This is a genomic window from Aminobacter sp. BA135 (genome assembly GCF_050859125.1).
Lineage (GTDB): Bacteria > Pseudomonadota > Alphaproteobacteria > Rhizobiales > Rhizobiaceae > Aminobacter > Aminobacter ciceronei.
On the sequence record NZ_CP139573.1, the window covers coordinates 496,591 to 513,302 of the forward strand.

Here is a 16,712-nt window from a genome sequence, read left to right on the forward strand (position 1 = left end):
TTCCAACCGGCCTTTTCTCACCAAGCCCGCTTCTGGTTCAAATCAAACAGGAGCCGATATGAACCGGAACGCACGTCTGCCCAGCAGAAGGCGAGCGTCACGCCGCTTTTGTCGGCCAGCACTCGATAGCCGCCATAGCGGCCGACCTGCGAGATTCCCGTGAAGCCCGCAAGATGAGCGATCGGACGCTCGGCCTTTCGGTCCGGCGCATAGACATAGGCGACCCCCGGCGGGTCGGCGCACCACGATCACACGCAACTGCGCCGGCACGATGTCGAGCCGCTCGCTCACGTCTTCGCCGATCCGGTGCAAGCCAGTGCGGCAGCCCGGGCAGGCATGGTCCTCGATGTCGACGACTATCTCCGAGCGTGGCAGATGCAGTGGCAACGCGCCGCGGTTCGTTCGCCGTTTCGCAGCACGGATCTGAAGTGCGGCGGGATCGGACTGTTCCTTCTCTTCCTCGGAGGCCGCCTCGATCTGCGCGGCCTCTTCGAGCCCCAGCAGCAACTGATCCTCGGGGAGAGTCTCGGCTCTTCGGCCGAAGCGGTGACGCTGCAATTCCTTGATGATCTGGATCAGGCAGGCGTTCTCGACGTCGCGCGCCAGGACCATCGGCTTCAGCGCATCCGGATCGGCGGGAAGCTGGTCAGCCGTCATCGCCATGACCGGATCAGACCATATTCGCCGATAGCCCGCGACAGTGAAATCGGGGCTGATTCACTTCGTCGCGGGTCAGCCCGCCTGAACCGCAACGCGGGTGCGACGCGCCACGTGGACCCGCCGCCCGGCGAGCCCTTCGAGTAGCGCCGACAGTTACGCGGCCGTCAGCCGCATCGCGCCGTCATGCACTTTCGGCCAGCGGAACTCCCCATCATCCAAACGCTTGGCATATAGGCAAACCCCGGTGCCGTCCCAGAAGATCAGCTTGATCCGGCCTGTCCGCTTCGCCCGGACGTAGACGGCCCCGCTGAACGGGTCGGCCCCCATTGTCTCTCGCACCCAGCGCCGCCAATTCCTCCGCACCCTTGCGGAAGTCAACGGGCTTCGTCGCCACCATGACCTTGACCGCCCCCGTCGACTCTATCACGACGTCGCCTTCAGCTCGGATCACTGCCGCCACCGTCTTGGTATCGGCGCCCCGACCGACGCGCATCGCGATGCCGTCGATCTCAAGCTCGATCATGCCGGTATCTCGGGTGGCTTGCCGCTTCCGCTGCTTCGGTGAACGGCTGGCCACAGGTTCCACCGCTGCCAAAACCGCCGGCACAAAGGCAGGAGAATCTTTCTGCACCGAGACGGCCTGTTTGCGCGCTTCGCGGCGCCAGGCGAAGACCTGCTGCGGCCTGAGGCCATACCGACGGGCGACCTCGGAAATGATTGCGTTCGGACCCAGCGTCTCCGCGATGATCCGCGCCTTGTCATCCACAGACCAGTGACGCCGCCCGGCGGCAACGTTGATCACCTCGAAACGCCGAAGCTGCCGCTCCGGGGGCACGCGTAAGGTCAAGTCCAGACACAAGCCGATCTCCGATCCCAATACAGGATCGGCAACCTCACAGATCGTGACCACTCCCGAAAGGTGGTCCGGAAACACCGCTTACATTCTCTTCACACTGACATGGCAAGCGCCGCGACCGCCGCAGAACCCATTGCCTCATCGGAACCTAGAGTAGTTTCCGTCCGGTTGGGTAGCGGAACGAACCCGCCATCGGCCCCTTCATTTCGTGTCGGGATCAATGTCACGGTCTCAGCGTCATTTGCCTCGATCTCGACGCATTTCGCCGATTTCACGAACGTACCGAACGATTTGACACCCGCAAGATCGAGCACCGGATCGAAGAGATTTGTGAACGACACTGGGTGAGGGACGCCTTCGCGGGATGCGGCCAGACACTCCTTAATTGAGCGTCCTACCTGACCGATATCTTCCATTTCAAGGGCCAAAACAGGGGCATTAATAACCCAAAGTCCTGCGGTCGTTTTTGAAGAGCTATGGACGTACAACTTGCCCTTACGCTCATAGATTGTTGCAGCTTTCATTGGATCAGGTTCGCCTCATTTACGGGGTTATGACATTAACGGTGACGCCGCGCGAGGCTCCGTACTTAACCGATTGATCGATGATACGCTGTTGAGCCGCCGATCCACCATGGGGAATCGCAAGGTCGAGCGAGCGCGCCGTAATATCCTGTGATCGAATGCTAACACCAGCCCAAGTTTGCCCCTGAAAGCCCGCCACTTTATCGACATAGCTGGTTAAAGTTCTATTGAGCGTCGAGGCGTTTTGGTAGATCGTGTCCCGGGGCGTGGTGTAGCTGACGGCTTTGGTCGCCGTGCTCTCCGGCATGGGCCGGGCTCATCAGCGCGCCACTGCCGGCAGGCTGATGAGCGGATCATCGCTCATCTGGCTGATCGTTTCCAGCGTCATGTAGCGGGCCCGCTGGACGGCCCATTCATCGTTCTGTTCAAGCAGCAGAGCGCCAACGAGACGCACGATCGCATCGTCGTTGGGAAAGATGCCGACGACCTCGGTGCGCCGCTTGATCTCACCATTGAGACGCTCGATCGGATTCGTGGAATGCAGTTTGGCGCGGTGTTCCTTCGGGAAGGTCATGTAGGCCAGCACGTCCGGCTCGGCGTCGTCCATGATTGTCGCGAGCTTCGGCACCTTCGGCCGGATCTGATCCGACACCGCCCGCCATTGCACGCTCGCAGCCTCTGCGGTCTCCTGGGCGAAGGCGGTGGCGATGAAGGCCGAGACGACGCGCCGTCCGCTCTTTCCGGCGTGCGCCAGCACGTTCCTCATAAAGTGCACCCGACAGCGTTGCCACGTCGCCGACAGCACCTTGGTGACGGCGGCCTTGAGGCCCTCGGGGCGTCGGAGACGACGAGCTTGACGCCGCGCAGGCCGCGCCGGGTCAGCTTGCGCAGGAACTCCGTCCAGATCGGCTCGGCTTCGGATGTGCCGACCGACGAAGCTGCCAATCCGCTTCCTATCCGTTATCAAAATGCCAGGCAGCAGTCAGCCAACTGTCGCCCCGATCCTGCCTTGGGCATTTCCATAGCTAGGTAAGATTGTGAGACATCGACCTCGCGTGTGACTGCAGCTCGCACAGCGTATCGAAACGGGGCTGCGGACTAATAAGTTCAACACCTAGACACTACTTGACATTTCGAGAATTCAAGATCGACATACGAACTATATGATCATAAGCGATTCCAATACATCGAAATCGCTACTTTAGAATTTTCGAATACTTCTTTAGTCAATTCTACCCGGAGGGTGGGGCATGAAGAGTAGTCTTTTGGGTGTCGCGACCTTTGTAACGGCTATCGCCGGCCTAAGTCCATTATCTTTTGTAACTGGCTTCGTCGGCCCTGCCGCATGGGCAGCAGAGGCAGTGGGGCCAACACCTAATTTTGAACAATCAACTGACCTAGGCAATAGCGGCGCTTCTTTTGGCCCTGTCGCAATAGGAGGGGTCGAGGCCGAAAGAACGTCAGCTGGGGCTACCACCGATAATAGTAAGGCGGCGGACCCCGCAGCTAACAGCAAAAGTAAGCCTGCTGAGATGGAGCAGAAAGGCGACAACGCAATCGCGGTAAGCGCGGCCGCCGCCGGGGCTCCGTCGGATCAACTGAAGGCACCGCCAGAGAAGGTCACCTTGCCTAATATGTCAGGTGGTGACGGCAATCTCAGCTATAGATTTGACATCGAAGTGCCTTCGTTCCACGGGCTCGAACCAGCGATCGCCCTCAACTACAACTCTTCCCGCAAGACCAAGTTGAGCGCCGGCTATCAAGGTTGGCTTGGTTATGCTTGGGGGATTGAGGGCTTCGATGTCATCGAACGGGCAAGCCCCGGCTACGGTCTGCCTAACTTCGATGCGAACGACGTTTATCTGCTCAATGGGGTCGAACTGGTGCCTTGCACTGCAGGTGTCACCTCGCCATCATGCTCGACTGGCGGCAGTCATGCGACTGAAAACGAATCTTACCGACGCGTTGCATTCAAGGCAGGTGTAAATGAATGGGGGGTAACGGACCGTAATGGAACCGTTTCAACCTTCACTACGATTGCGGCAATCGCGGGCACATCTCCAGCAACCGGAACGCCGGAATTTGATCTGGGTCGGAATGCTCGTTGGTTGCTAACATCCGTCAGCGATACCCGCGGCAACACTGTTGTTTACAGATACACTTGCCCCGAGATTGCCACCTCGCCGAGAACGGCCGTGTGTTACCCAGACACAATTGCTTACAATGGCACCGTCATCACATTTTATCGCGAGGCAAGACCGGACGCTATCCTCATGGCCAACGGTCGTGACATTGCGGTCACCAAGCAACGGATCAATACGATCAGCGTTAGGGTTGGAACCAACCTACGTTCCGCTTACAAGCTAATCTACGATCAAGAACCGATGTCCAATACGTCGCGGCTGACTACAATCACCCGCTTTGGGACAGACTCGTCTGTCTCTTTGGCTGGCGCGATTTCAGGCGGCGTTTCCAAAGTTGTCGCTCAGCTCTCATATCAGAACGTAGATCCTGCCTATACGCGCCTCGATGGCGGGGCGAGCGGCACTGTATCTTTTTCCAGGATTGATGATCTAAACCTTGACGGATACGACGAATACTACAGCGCCTCGATAGCGAACAACAATATAGATGTCGGCAGATTTGACAAGAACGGCAATTTGACGAGCATCGCGCGAATAGCTAATGTAGACACAAAACGAGGTGTGTCTGTTGGCCGGTTGGACCCCAATGTAGCGACTAAGCAGATAGTATTCTCTGGAGCTACTGGAAAGAGGTATGTCTCTATCGACGCCAATCTCAATCCGACGTTGGTCAATTGCCCTCCTGGGGTTTCGTCTGTTTGCAATCAAATACCATCGGCATGGTGGCAAGGCACCGCTGTCGATCCCGAAGGGGATGGCATCGAGGCACTTTATACCCACACCTACCAATCGAATTTCCCCATGATACTTGGTGCCGGCGATTTCAAAGGGGATGGCCATCAGCAGGTTCTGGTTCACGATGGTAATGCTTCAGTCTACTCATATGCCGCCGGTGCCTGGACCAAAAAAACCAGTATCGCAGCCAAGTGCCGCTATATGTCGCTGCCGGGTTCATTTTGTTCCGTAGCGGACCTGAACGGCGACGGCGCCTCGGATTTCGTTTTGTACATCGAACCGACCGTTGTGTTCTACTTGTCTACGGGAAGTGGATTTAAGGTTCTAAATACTAACTTTGCCAGTCCGCCTAGAGCCACCGGTGCCTTTCGTGACATCGACGGCGACGGCAAGGCAGACGCCGTCGTCGTGGATACAAGTAACGATTCCGCCGCAATTCACGGCCCTATCAAGTTTGCTTTCTTTCAATTGTCGGGGGCGACCATGGTGGCAAAGACCACCGGCATAAGCGGCCAAGGCAGCGTTCTCACCGGCGACTTCAATGGCGATAGCTTACCTGACTTTTTGACCCGCGACTCTAATGGCCGGCTCAAAGTCACAGTATCGAGTCCTGAGCGTTCGGCAACGAACCTGCTGAAGGCTGTCGTCGGGGAAGCGGGAGCCATCGCGAAATTTGATTACACTCCATCTACTCGTTTCGCGAATATATATCTGCCGCAGATAGTACAAACTGTGACCAGGCTTTCGGTAAGCGACGGGCGTGGTGGGCCGGCAGCGGTCACTGACTATGCCTATGCCGGTGGCAAATATGATCCCAAGGCACGGCGGTTCCTCGGCTTCCGCACAGTGGTGGAGACAAGGCCCGCAGCCGCTGGCGAGACCGGCCGTCCAGTGGTCGAGACGACGTATCGGCAGGATCTGGCGAGTTATGGCCTGGCGGAGAAGGTCACCGAGAAGGACGGCGCCGGTGTTATCAGGCGCGAGACGACACAGACCTATGCGGTCAATGCGACAACCAAACCCTACTGGGTCCAGAACACCGTCACCGACACGGCCTTCATGGAGAACATCGGGCTTGGCTGGAAGGTCGAGCGAGTGTTCGACGCCTACAACAACATCGTCCAGATCAAGGATTACGGCCGGCCCGCGGTGAGTGGCGACGAGATCTGGACCGAGCGCTACTTCTCGCCCAACACGTCGTCCTACATTGTCTCGGCCCTGATCGCCGAGCGGGCTCGGGCCAGCTTCACCGCTACAGACCCTTTCGTGAGCTACAGCCACAACTACTATGACGGCAACACCGATGTCTGGGCAGTGCCTGCTAAGGGCAACCTGACATGGAAAGCCAGCTTTAGCGCTATCGCGCCGTCGATAGGCATGAACGAGTACTTCAGCTACGACAGCTACGGCAACAAGATCGCCGCTGTCGACGGTGCGGGCAACCGCACCGAGTGGGACTATGATGCGACCTACCACCTCTATCCGGTAACCGAGCGCGGCCCGAAGTACTTTGCCACCGGTGGCCAGCCCGCCGATGCCCGCTTTGTCTCGACCGCCACCTATGATGCGGTGTGCGGTCAGCCAGCAAGCAGGACTGACCCCAACGGCATCGTCCAGACCTACACCTATGATGCGTTCTGCCGGCCCTATGACACGGCGGTTGCCTTGACCGGCAGCTACGGCAAGACCCGCTTCGAGAATGAAGGCAATCCGCTGACCCAGGCGCTGGTGATCTCGTCGCCGCTGCCCAATGGTGCTGGCGAGCAGTTCACCCGCTCCTATTACGACGGCCTTGGCCGGGTCTGGCGGGTCGAGACACCGGGTGAGACGGCGGCAGGGGCTAAACGTATCGTCGACACCGAGTTCGACGCCCGTGGCAATGTCGCGCGCATTGCCCTGCCGCGCTTTGCCAATGAGACGGCGTTGTGGACGGCCAACAGCTATGACTGGGCCGACCGGCTGGTGAAGACGGTCAATGCCGACAACAGCCAGCGCACCATCGTGCACTGGCTCGACAGCGGCGGCACCGTCAACCCAAGGCTTTATGCGGCAACGCTGACCGACGAGCTCGGACGCCAGACCATCACCTCCACCACATCGCGCGGCGACGTTGCTGCGATCGTGCGTGATGTTGCCGGTCAAAGCATCAACGAGACCCGCGCCTACGACGCCCTCGGCCGGCTCATTGCGGTGACCGACCATTCCGGCTCGAGCTGGGCCTACAGCTACGACCTGCTTGGCCGCCGGTTGACGGCCTCCGATCCCGATCTCGGGGCTTGGAGTTATGCCTATGACGGGGGCAGCCGGCTGATCAGCCAGACCGATGCACGTGGTGTCGTCACCACCATGAGCTACGACCAGCTCGGCCGGATGCTTTCGAAGCAGGCAACCGCCCCTGGCGGGACTGCGGTCACCCTGGCCCAGAATGCCTATGACGAGGCAGCAGTTGGCTTCTACAACATCGGCCAGCTGACCCGGTCGCAGAACGCTTCGGCCACCCATGTCTTCGGCTATGACGGCTTTGGCAAGGTGGCGAGCCAGGCGACAACCATCGACGGGTTGACACACACCACAGTCACTGGACGCGATGCCTCGGGCCAGACGGTCTGGACCCAGTATCTGCCCGGACCGCTCGACATCGGCAGCGCGTCTAACCGCTGGCAATACAGTGCCGCCAATGCGCTGACGGCGATCCCCGACACGATCGTCTCGACCATCAGCGAGGCCGATGGTCAGACCAAGGAGATCACCTACGCCAACGGCGTCAAGACCACCTTCACCTATTCGCCGACCCGGCGCTGGCTCAACAGGGTGACTACGTCAAAGGGTGCCACGGTGCTGATGGACAGTCAGTACAGCCGTGATGCCCTTGGCCGCATCACCGCGATCGCAGGGCTGACGCCGGCGGAGAGCTGGAACTATGATTATGACAGCCTCGACCGCCTGCTGAGCGCCGACAATCTTGGTGACAACAGCCTCGACGAGACCTTTGTCTATGCCGCCAACGACAACATGCTCTCACGCAGCCGGGTGGCGGGAACTTATATCTATCCCGCACCGACTGCCCCAAGGCCGCATGCGCCGCTGACGGTCGGAGCACTCGCACTCAGCTACGATGCCAATGGCAACATGGTCGCCGATGGCAGCCGGGCGCTGGTCTGGGACGAGGCCAACCGGCTGAAGCAGGTGACGCTCGCCTCCAACACCGTCAACCTGTTCTATGGCCCCGATGGCGCCAGGGCCAAGAAGCAGTCGGCCTTTGCCTCAACGCTTTATCCCGATGCATCTGTCGAGATCGATCCGGCAACACAAGGGGCCGAGGTCTACACCCGCTACCCGCATCCCGACGTGAAGGTCACCGGCCAGGCAAAACAATACCTGCACCGCGACCATCTCGCCTCGGTGCGGCAGGTCACCGATGCGACCGGCGCCACCGTCGAGGCAACCGGCTACGCTGCTTATGGCGAACGCCTGGCCTCAGGCTTCCAGACCCAGAAGGGCTACATCGGCGAGCGCCACGATCCTGAAACGGGCCTGATCTATCTCAACGCCCGCTACCTGGACCCCATTCTCGGCCGCTTCATCTCGCCCGATGACTGGGACCCGACAAAGCCTGGCGTCGGCACAAACCGCTACGCCTACGCCCAGAACGATCCCGTCAACAAGTCAGATCCAAATGGGCATGCTGCGGGTGATCCTGGATATTGGGCACCGGGCGCTGTCCCGGCATTCAACACAGGCTCTCGCTCTGCTGATGTTTTCCTGAACTCATTAGGTTCAGGGGTAAATACGATTGTGAACCCTGTCATTGATATAGCTGCCTCTGCAGCGCCGTATTCACCCGCCCTTGACAACTTCGCCATGACCGCTGCTGGTATGGGGCCGCCCGGCGCACTGACAGGCGCCGTTGCACAGGGAACAGGCCGGCTCGCAGGCCTGGGTGGCACCATCCGTGCAGGAATCCTATCTAGACCCATAACGCCAGCGAGCGCGGCTGCTTCGGCCGCAGAAAGTGCTGCGGTAAAACTCATCAATCCCGCTGAACTGAGATGGACTCAGACTAGCGCAGGCGGCAGTGGGCGCGCCTCAATTTGGAGGGAACGTCTAAATCCCTCCAGCACCTATAATGCCTATCCTCTTGAGCCTATCGATGTTGTTAGGACAGCCGACGGGTTGACCACTCTCGATCATACGCGCGCTGCTATTGCTCTTGAATATGGCATCACGAACATACCAGCACGCGTGCATCTTCCGGGCGCTTCGTTGCCAACGAGCATGAATGCGCGCTTCGGGAAAGCTACAACATGGGGAGAAGCTGCGGCATATAGAGCGGGTAATCAACGGCCTCCGCTTTCGTCTACCGGCACCACGACTCCTCCACGCCTTCCGAGAGGGAATTAAATGAATCCGAATAAGAGTGAGCTGATAGAAAAATACTCCGGCTATCGTTGGCTGATAGATCGAGGCCTTGTGGGCTTCGAGCCATTTACGGCCCTACAACCGTGGTTTTTTGAGCCTCAGGAGCGCCAATTTTTTGTTGCAGAGCATTGGCCGGCTGGGCCCAGCGAGGCTCCGCTCTTGGTTTTTGCGCGCAGACAAGACTGCGATGATCTTGCTTGCCTGAAAGCGGGGTCAGGAAATGCCTTGGAGGTTGTAACGATCCAAGGCTGGACCAGCGGCGGCTATGAAATAATCGAGACGTATCCGACCTTTTGGGAGTGGGTGAAGTCTGCCATCGATGATGTTGCCGCTTGGAGCGCGTTACCTGATAGATAAGATTAGTACAATGGACTTCACCACCCTCAGCCGCGCCGTATCGCATGCACTGCGCCATGAGCCGTGGCTTTATGAGCTTGAGCTGGACGCCGAAGGCTGGGTTACAGCTACATCTTTAATCGCGGCGCTGCGCGACGAAAATCTGTCTTGGTCGGCACTGGCCGAGGCCGATCTGGAGCAGATGATCGCAAGGTCGGAGAAGAAGCGGCATGAACTTCGAGATGGAAAAATCCGTGCTCTCTATGGTCACTCGGCACCGCAAAAGCTGGTCAAGGATCGGGCGGAACCACCGGCGCTTCTCTATCATGGCACCGCTCCCGAAACGGTTGAAATCATCCGCAGCGAGGGGCTAAAACCAATGGGGCGGCAATATGTTCACCTGTCCGCCGACGCGGAGACTGCGGTAAAGGTCGGGGTGCGCAAAGCGAAGTCCCCGGTGATCCTTTGCATTGATGCCGAGGCCGCATCAGCAAGTGGCGTTCCCTTCTATCATGGCAATGAAATGGTCTGGCTAGCGGATGTAGTTCCTGCCCAGTTTATCAAGGAACTGACAGGGGTTGGATGCGCTGAGGGGCCATTGTGTTAAAGGCTCTCATAATCGACGAGTGAGCGTCGAAAATGCCGAGGGTGAGAGAGCTAGGTTTTTGCGGCGGGGATTCGTGAAAGCGGAAGGCCCTCACCCGGTGGATTTGCATGGCCTCGGAACCCCGCGGTGGGTCCATTGCGGTTCTTCGGGATGTCGGCGAACTGGATGCCGTTGTCGGTCAGCACCGCGTGGACCTCGTAGGCTGCAACCAGCGCTTCCTGGCGTCTGACTGAATAGCCCCTAGATTTGTAGACGCCTTCTTACCTAATTTTGAGGCAGGAAGAGCATTGAATAGCCCCGAGTTTCGTAGACACCCTCGGGTTAGATTTTCTGCTGCTGACGTGCCACTGAACTGTCATCCAACGGCGATTAGAGCCTCGGCCGTTTCTGTTACGCCGTAAGGCGCGGGTTGAGCAACCGGCAGAGACGCGAAGCGCGCATTGAGCGCAGCGTCGGAGCCGGTTGCAGTGAGGGTTCCAGCGAAGGCCGCCGGGGTCTGGTATCCGAGCGAGGAATGCGGTCTCGCAGTGTTGAAGTCTTGCCTCCATTCGGCGATGGCGCTTCGGGCATGGTCGAGGCCGAAGAACAGGCTCTCGTTCAGGAGCTCATCGCGCATCCGCCCGTTAAAGGATTCGACGTAGTCATTTTGCATTGGCTTACCCGGCGCGATGTAGTGCCATTCAACGCGATGATCCTTCGACCAAGCGAGGATCGCATTCGAGGTGAACTCCGTGCCATGGTCGGAGACGATCATGCCCGGCTTGCCGCGCCGGGCGATCAGGTCCGTCAGTTCGCGAGCGACGCGGCGGCCTGAAATAGAGATGTCCGGGATCGCGGCCAGGCATTCGCGGGTCACGTAGTCGACGATGTTGAGCACACGGAAGCGCCGTCCGCAGGCGAACTGGTCATGCACGAAGTCCAGCGACCAGCGTGCGTTCGGCTTCGCCTCGACCAAGATCGGCGCCCGCGTGCCGACCGCTCGCCGCCTTGCCCTGCGCTTGCGCACGGTCAGGCCTTCCTCGCGGTAGAGCCGATAGATGCGGTTGACCCCTGATGGCTCGCCCTCGCGCCTGAGCAGAATGAACAGGCGTCGATAGCCGAAGCGGCGGCGCTCATTGGCAAGGTCGCGCAACCGTGTGCGCAACTCTGTCTCCGGCGGACGCCTTGACTGGTAGCGGACCATCTTGCGATCCGCGCTGACGAAGGAACAGGCCCGGCGCTCCGAAAGGCCCATGACGGCCTGCAGATGCGCGACGGCTTCGCGCTTGGCGGCGGGCCCTACCATTTTTTTGATAGAAGCTCGCGAAGTGCCGAGGCTTCCAGCATCTGGTCGGCGAGCAGCTTTTTCAGCTTCGCGTTCTCGTCTTCCAGGGCCTTCAGGCGCTTGGCATCGGACACCTCCATCCCGCCATACTTCGCCTTCCAGTTATACAGCGTCGCCTCCGAGACCCCATGCTTGCGGGCAAGATCGCCCGCCTTGGCACCAGCCTCATGCTCGCGCAGAACCGCGATGATCTGCTCTTCCGTAAATCGCTTCCGCTTCATCAGTCCGTCCTTCGATCAAGGACCGGACTCTAATCTCAGATGGAGGAAAAACTCAGTGGCACGTCAGCATTTGCGCAATGACGGCGGTCGTTGCAATTGCGGTGGCTGCCCTTTTGCCATGGGCTGATGGACCGTGCGCGGGATCCTGCTCCAGTCCAGAAAGTTACTCAGGACACACTCAACTGAGGCCGACTTCTGGGGCGTTCGTTTCGGCGGTACGCACGATGAAAGACATCAAGATTTGCACGAGGCCGCCACTTTCTTTGAGCGTGACAACAGTCAGCTGCCGCATGGGATGGCATTTGATCACCTGTCGCAGGCCCTGCGGCACGCAGCGAATGTCCCGCTAGGCAGGCGACATTTCCTCGGCCAAGATAATCACCCGCTCAGGCGCTCAGTACCGCTGGGAAGAGATCAACGTTCTACACGACCATCTGCGGGCAACGGACAGCAAGAAATAACGCACGGTCCGCTTGTTTGGCCGGGTTGGTGAGCCCGCTCGACAGGCGGCCAGAGGGGTGGAAGGATGCGCGCCTCAACTGGAAACACCCTATGTTCATAAACTTGACGCTACATGGAGAAGCCGCGACGGCGATCTTCATCAACGTGAACCACATCATTAGTTTCGCACGGAAAGCCGGCGTGAGCTTCACAGAGGTGCACTGCAGCAGCATGGGCGGCGACTATACAACCAACTACCTGGTGACCGAAACTGTCGAAGAGATCATCGACTTAATCGAGGCAGAGGGTGACTAACCGGGGCTGAACGAAATCGAGACCGCGGCTGCAACCGAAACGGTTTTGAGCGCCGCGAACGACTCGGCCACTGAGAACGTGCGCATCGACGTTGAGAGGATCATCCGTATCAACGCCGCCGGCACGATCATTCCGCAATTCAAGTTCTCGGCAGCTCCTGCCGGCGCCCGACGATTAAGCGGAGTTCCTTTTTTGAGATATGGCCGCTGGGGTTCGGGGCGGTTACGGCCATGGCAACTGGGGCTAATCACCACCTCCAATTCGAGGCGGACTTGCTGAACGCGGCCTGCACCGCATTCAGCACCCTATGCGGCAATCTGTTTTGCGGTAGGCATTACCCGAACAAAGAGAAACGCCCGGGGGTGGTCTGGCTTGCCATTCAACCGCTGGATCGTCCCCGAGATACGGCGCGCCTTTAGCCACGCGAGAAATGTCGGCGCCTGAAGCCTATTTATGTTGCCAATCTTACGGTCGCCCACATGGACGCTCACCGCGCCAGCATCATGGGGGTTATGCGGCTCTGCGCGTAGGTCAACCGGGTGATCAATCCCAATTCCAATCGGATTGCCCGCTACATAGTACCGATAGCCGGCCACCTCGAGCATCAATTCGCACGCGTTTACACCGGGGTCTAGCGGATCGACCAATGAAAAGCCGTCACTCGGCAGCTTAGCCTCTGTGTACCCCAAAAGCGCAAAATCTGTAGGATTCGAGCCAACCGGAAACCGGAATTGGCGCATATAATGATCAAAATCTGCTCGGTTCCGGGGCGGCAATCGACGTAAGAATGTGGATATCACGCCTTCATCGTGCAAATGACGCCGCAAAGTGAATGCAGGATAGCCATCATAGCCAAGCGACCTAGCTTGTTCGAAAGTCCGCCCTTGGTTGAACGCTTCAAATTCAGCCCCAGGATCGAGATATCGCATGGTCTCGCGTCCATCGTACCGCTCCAACAGACCCACGGCCCAGCGGAACCGGTCCTTCATGTGATCTGGAGCCTGCCACGCGAGTACGAGCTTCTTAGGCTCCGAAATGTTTTCGATCCAGTTTTCCATCTCAGCCATCTAACAGCGCCTCCAACCGGCTTCTGCGAGCTTCAATCAATGCAGTAACGAAATCGGCGCGTTGATTGGTGAACGGCGTTGCGACGTCAAATCGGGTGCATTCAGCGACGATTTCTTCGATCTGTCCTATTTTGAAGCGAATCACATTTTCTACGAAAGCGCCAGAACCTTCGTAGGTTCCGACTACCTTTTGCAAAAGGTCGAAATGAGGGGTTGGGCAATCATTACTGACATCCCAACAACAATGGTGGGTGCCCTTGTTTAGGTAATGCGAGAGACGCGCTGGTTCAATGATCTGCGCCAACTTAGCCTCGGGCATCTCGTATCCGAGGCTGGTACCGTTGTCAAAAATCGGTGCCATGGCGAAATTGTTTTTGGCGTGCTGGCGTCTCACCAAGAAACCCCAATTTTCGGGATGGCGATCAGTGTTCCCGATCAGCGCATCGAACGCCAAGGCTGTCGACCACCATGCGACGCCAACCGCCTCTCCAACAATAAGCTTGCACAGGTGCATATTGAGGCGAACCGCATGAGGGCGCCCGCGCTTTTTGTCTGCCAAAACGCGTGTCATCAAATCGGCAGCGTGAACCAATCGGGCCGGTGATTGCTCACCTGGATACCCATAGAAAAATTCTACCAGCACCCCAGTCTCACCGGTCGAGGAATCGATGGCGATAAAAGCAGGCGGCACATCCAACCCCAACACTTTGCCAATTCGATAACTGACAACTTCTGACCAGACCTGCTGGGCTTGCCAGCCCACTGCGGTCTTAAAAAGGTAGGCGTGGTTGGGAATCAAGAACGGCTCTTGTGTGACTTCAGGCGAGACCAGCATTCTTTTCGGCTTTGAACCGATGGGGAACACAGGAAAGTCTTCGTGCTGGGCCCATTGGCTCACGTCGATCGGGTTATCAGCCTGTGGCTTACAAGGAGTATTCGCCAAGCAGTCCACCTACGTTCAAGGTTAGTGCGGCGGGAAATAGCATCAATCGGGGTTGAAGTGGCATTCGCCTTTCACTTTTTCTATAAGACCACGCCAATCTGGCTGAAGCTTACCCATTTCCCTCGGCGTCGCCATCTTCCTCAAGCGTTCGAACAGCCAGATATTCGCCCGTCTGCAGCCACTGCGGACGACCCGGCCGAGAATGTGGCAGTGTTCGTGTCGCTTATACGCCCATACGTTAGCGCGTTGTGAATTTACTCCACAAGGCATTTGTTCATATTTTGTTCTCATATCCCTGCTGTCAGAATTTCCATCCGGTCGCGACGCTGACGGCTGCCGTTTATCGGTAACCGCTCGGACGCGCTGGGCGGCCGACATTGGAGACTTTCCTGCCGTTCAAGAGCGCCGGACCGAATGTCAGCTCTTGTTTGGAACAGACATTCGGCGTTTTGCCTGCGAGGGCGTTGTTGCCCCACCACGCAACGACAGACCGCTGCGGGTTCGGGCAATGGACCTGTACGAGAAGTTGTTGAATACGGCGGTCTATTGGGAGCAAGGGGCGGCCGCAACCCGCAATGCGTCGCTGCCCCGTCTGCCCTTCCAGCCCGTCCCCGCAATGAGGGCGTTGCGATTAGGGGAGCCGTTCACGTCAAGAGCAAAGCTCTCCGATTTCCCGCTCGACCAAGCGGAAGCGCTCCTTGACCTCTTCACCCGCATAGAAGGCAAGCATATCCTCCTTAGTAAGTGTCCCCTCGGCGAGGAACTTGATGAGGTAGCGCTGATTGAATTCGGCGAGGAGGATGCCTTTCTCGATCTGCGCGAGGATCTGCTTCATATTGTCGATATTGGCGGTGACGAGATGCTTTACCAGCGCCATGTCGCGCGCATCTTTGATCAGCCGATTGACGATGATCTTGAGGACATCGGTGTCCAGCTCCATCGTCTTTGCGTTGAGAGCTATGTCGCGCGCCAGCATGTAGGCAATGGCGAGGTTGCGATAATCACCCTTCTGAGAATCGATGATCGCGATCAGGCCGATACCGGGCAAGAACTTCAAATCCTGCACCGCAACCAGGATGCTGTTATCGACGAGCGATGCGTCGAACACGATGATGCCAGCCTGGCCGTCGCGATTCGCTTGCGCTTCGAGGAGTTGGCTCCAGGCCGTGTCCGCTTTCTTCGTGAAGATGTCCTTGGTCTGAATGTCGCCAAGGCGGATACTCTTGTCGAACTTGCACTCGATCGCAATCCGTTTGCCGCTGTCGCCGGCCAGATGGCAGACGATGTCGCCCGTCTTATTCCGACGAATCGCACCGGCCCGGTCGCCGGTCAGCTCGATCCGGTCAGCGATCTTCTGGCGACCGAAAAACTCGGACAGGAAGTCGGCGATGTCGTTTCAGCGAGCACGCCCTTGACCGCGGACCGATAGAATAGCTCCTTCTTCATGTCGAAGATGAGCTTCAGACTTTCGAGCTCGGTGCCGAGCTCGTTCGCGGTTCTCGAAAGGAAGCTCGAGAGCCGGTCCTCCATCAACGCTAGAACGCCGATATAGAGCGCCGCCGCCCCATCGTCGAACAGACTTCGATGGCATTTGTCCACAGGAGGGTGCGTTGAAATTGGCACGGCCTCATGTGCTTCCGTAGTGCTCCGCGCAAAATTCGCGAGGACGCCCGTCAAACTCGACATCAACTAAATTCTTGATATTTATATCTAAATTGGCGAGCCAGGAAGATTTAGATCAGAGCCCTTCGCCTTCGGTGGCAGATCCAGACATATCTGCCCACCGTGATGAATGACAGCTGGGTTAAGAAAATGGTCGCACTGTTGGCGCGGAGCAATGCCTAAATAGGAACCCTCTCCGGGCTTTACGTGCTCTTTGGAGCTGAGGACCGAGCCAGCCGCACGCCTGGGCCGCCACCGTTTTCCGGAATGAACTCGATGCCGGCGGCCTCGAAAGCACTTCGTAGACGATCGACAGTCACTTCCTTGAGCACCACCCCTCGTTCAAAGCGCACGATGGTCTGGGTGGACACTGCCGCTTCTCGCGCCAAATCCAACACGCCCCACTCCAGTGCGGCTCTAGCCATGCGGCACTGCGCCGGGTTCATAAAATCACCATA

General features: G+C 58.3%; 12 protein-coding genes and 4 pseudogenes. 5 read left to right on the forward strand and 11 right to left on the reverse strand.

Annotation, left to right across the window (positions count from 1 at the left end; translation table 11 throughout):
* Positions 1-50: 50 nt before the first annotated feature.
* From SLT36_RS30265 to SLT36_RS30290, 6 genes and pseudogenes are all read right to left on the reverse strand, one after another.
* Positions 51-663: pseudogene (locus tag SLT36_RS30265) on the reverse strand (IS66 family transposase); the annotation flags it as partial.
* 150 nt (positions 664-813) lie between these two features.
* Complete coding sequence (gene tnpB / locus SLT36_RS30270) at positions 814-987, reverse strand: IS66 family insertion sequence element accessory protein TnpB (RefSeq protein WP_432288794.1); 174 nt, start codon at positions 985-987, stop codon at positions 814-816.
* A 124-nt stretch (positions 988-1,111) separates the two neighbouring features.
* Positions 1,112-1,594, reverse strand: a pseudogene (gene tnpA / locus SLT36_RS30275) (IS66-like element accessory protein TnpA); the annotation flags it as partial.
* 14 nt (positions 1,595-1,608) lie between these two features.
* Complete coding sequence (locus SLT36_RS30280) at positions 1,609-2,040, reverse strand: hypothetical protein (RefSeq protein ID WP_432288796.1); 432 nt, start codon at positions 2,038-2,040, stop codon at positions 1,609-1,611.
* A 19-nt stretch (positions 2,041-2,059) separates the two neighbouring features.
* Complete coding sequence (locus SLT36_RS30285) at positions 2,060-2,347, reverse strand: hypothetical protein (RefSeq protein ID WP_432288797.1); 288 nt, start codon at positions 2,345-2,347, stop codon at positions 2,060-2,062.
* A gap of 12 nt (positions 2,348-2,359) precedes the next feature.
* Positions 2,360-2,973 (reverse strand): annotated as a pseudogene (locus SLT36_RS30290) (IS256 family transposase); the annotation flags it as partial.
* 317 nt (positions 2,974-3,290) lie between these two features.
* Between SLT36_RS30290 and SLT36_RS30295 the strand changes: the two are divergent.
* From SLT36_RS30295 to SLT36_RS30305, 3 genes are read left to right on the forward strand one after another with little or no spacing between them, the layout of a single operon-like run.
* Complete coding sequence (locus SLT36_RS30295) at positions 3,291-9,320, forward strand: RHS repeat-associated core domain-containing protein (protein ID WP_432288798.1); 6,030 nt, start codon at positions 3,291-3,293, stop codon at positions 9,318-9,320.
* Entirely contained in the window at positions 9,321-9,695 is a 375-nt protein-coding gene (locus tag SLT36_RS30300; RefSeq protein ID WP_432288799.1) for a hypothetical protein, read from the forward strand.
* A gap of 10 nt (positions 9,696-9,705) precedes the next feature.
* A complete protein-coding gene (locus tag SLT36_RS30305) occupies positions 9,706-10,281 on the forward strand; it encodes an RNA 2'-phosphotransferase (RefSeq protein ID WP_432288800.1) in 576 nt (191 codons plus the stop codon).
* Between the two features lie 107 nt (positions 10,282-10,388).
* Here the strand turns inward: SLT36_RS30305 and SLT36_RS30310 are convergent.
* Both SLT36_RS30310 and SLT36_RS30315 read right to left on the reverse strand, forming a co-directional pair.
* Positions 10,389-10,499: pseudogene (locus SLT36_RS30310) on the reverse strand (IS481 family transposase); the annotation flags it as partial.
* Between the two features lie 137 nt (positions 10,500-10,636).
* Positions 10,637-11,826, reverse strand: a protein-coding gene (locus tag SLT36_RS30315; RefSeq protein WP_432288801.1) for an IS3 family transposase whose coding sequence is annotated in 2 segments (ribosomal slippage) — positions 10,637-11,574 and positions 11,574-11,826 — 1,191 coding nt in all. Because the reading frame shifts where the segments join, the coding sequence is not laid out codon by codon here.
* Between the two features lie 489 nt (positions 11,827-12,315).
* Between SLT36_RS30315 and SLT36_RS30320 the strand changes: the two genes are divergently transcribed.
* Positions 12,316-12,582, forward strand: coding sequence for a hypothetical protein (locus SLT36_RS30320; protein WP_432288803.1), 267 nt, complete (start codon positions 12,316-12,318; stop codon positions 12,580-12,582).
* Between the two features lie 305 nt (positions 12,583-12,887).
* Here SLT36_RS30320 and SLT36_RS30325 read toward each other — a convergent pair whose 3' ends face one another.
* Both SLT36_RS30325 and SLT36_RS30330 read right to left on the reverse strand, forming a co-directional pair.
* Positions 12,888-13,649 (reverse strand): hypothetical protein, encoded by a 762-nt coding sequence (locus tag SLT36_RS30325; protein ID WP_432288804.1) that lies wholly within the window; start codon positions 13,647-13,649, stop codon positions 12,888-12,890.
* On the reverse strand, positions 13,642-14,592 hold the full coding sequence (locus tag SLT36_RS30330) for a HipA domain-containing protein (protein WP_432288805.1): 951 nt from the start codon (positions 14,590-14,592) through the stop codon (positions 13,642-13,644). The genes SLT36_RS30325 and SLT36_RS30330 overlap by 8 nt, the downstream gene beginning before the upstream one ends.
* Positions 14,593-15,100: 508 nt before the next feature.
* On the opposite strand from SLT36_RS30330, the gene SLT36_RS30335 reads away from it, so the two are divergent.
* Entirely contained in the window at positions 15,101-16,021 is a 921-nt protein-coding gene (locus SLT36_RS30335; RefSeq protein ID WP_432288807.1) for a hypothetical protein, read from the forward strand.
* A 436-nt stretch (positions 16,022-16,457) separates the two neighbouring features.
* On the opposite strand, the gene SLT36_RS30340 is transcribed toward SLT36_RS30335, so the two are convergent.
* Positions 16,458-16,679: a transcriptional regulator gene (locus tag SLT36_RS30340; protein WP_432288809.1), complete on the reverse strand. Its 222-nt coding sequence runs from the start codon at positions 16,677-16,679 to the stop codon at positions 16,458-16,460.
* Between the last annotated feature and the right edge of the window lie 33 nt (positions 16,680-16,712).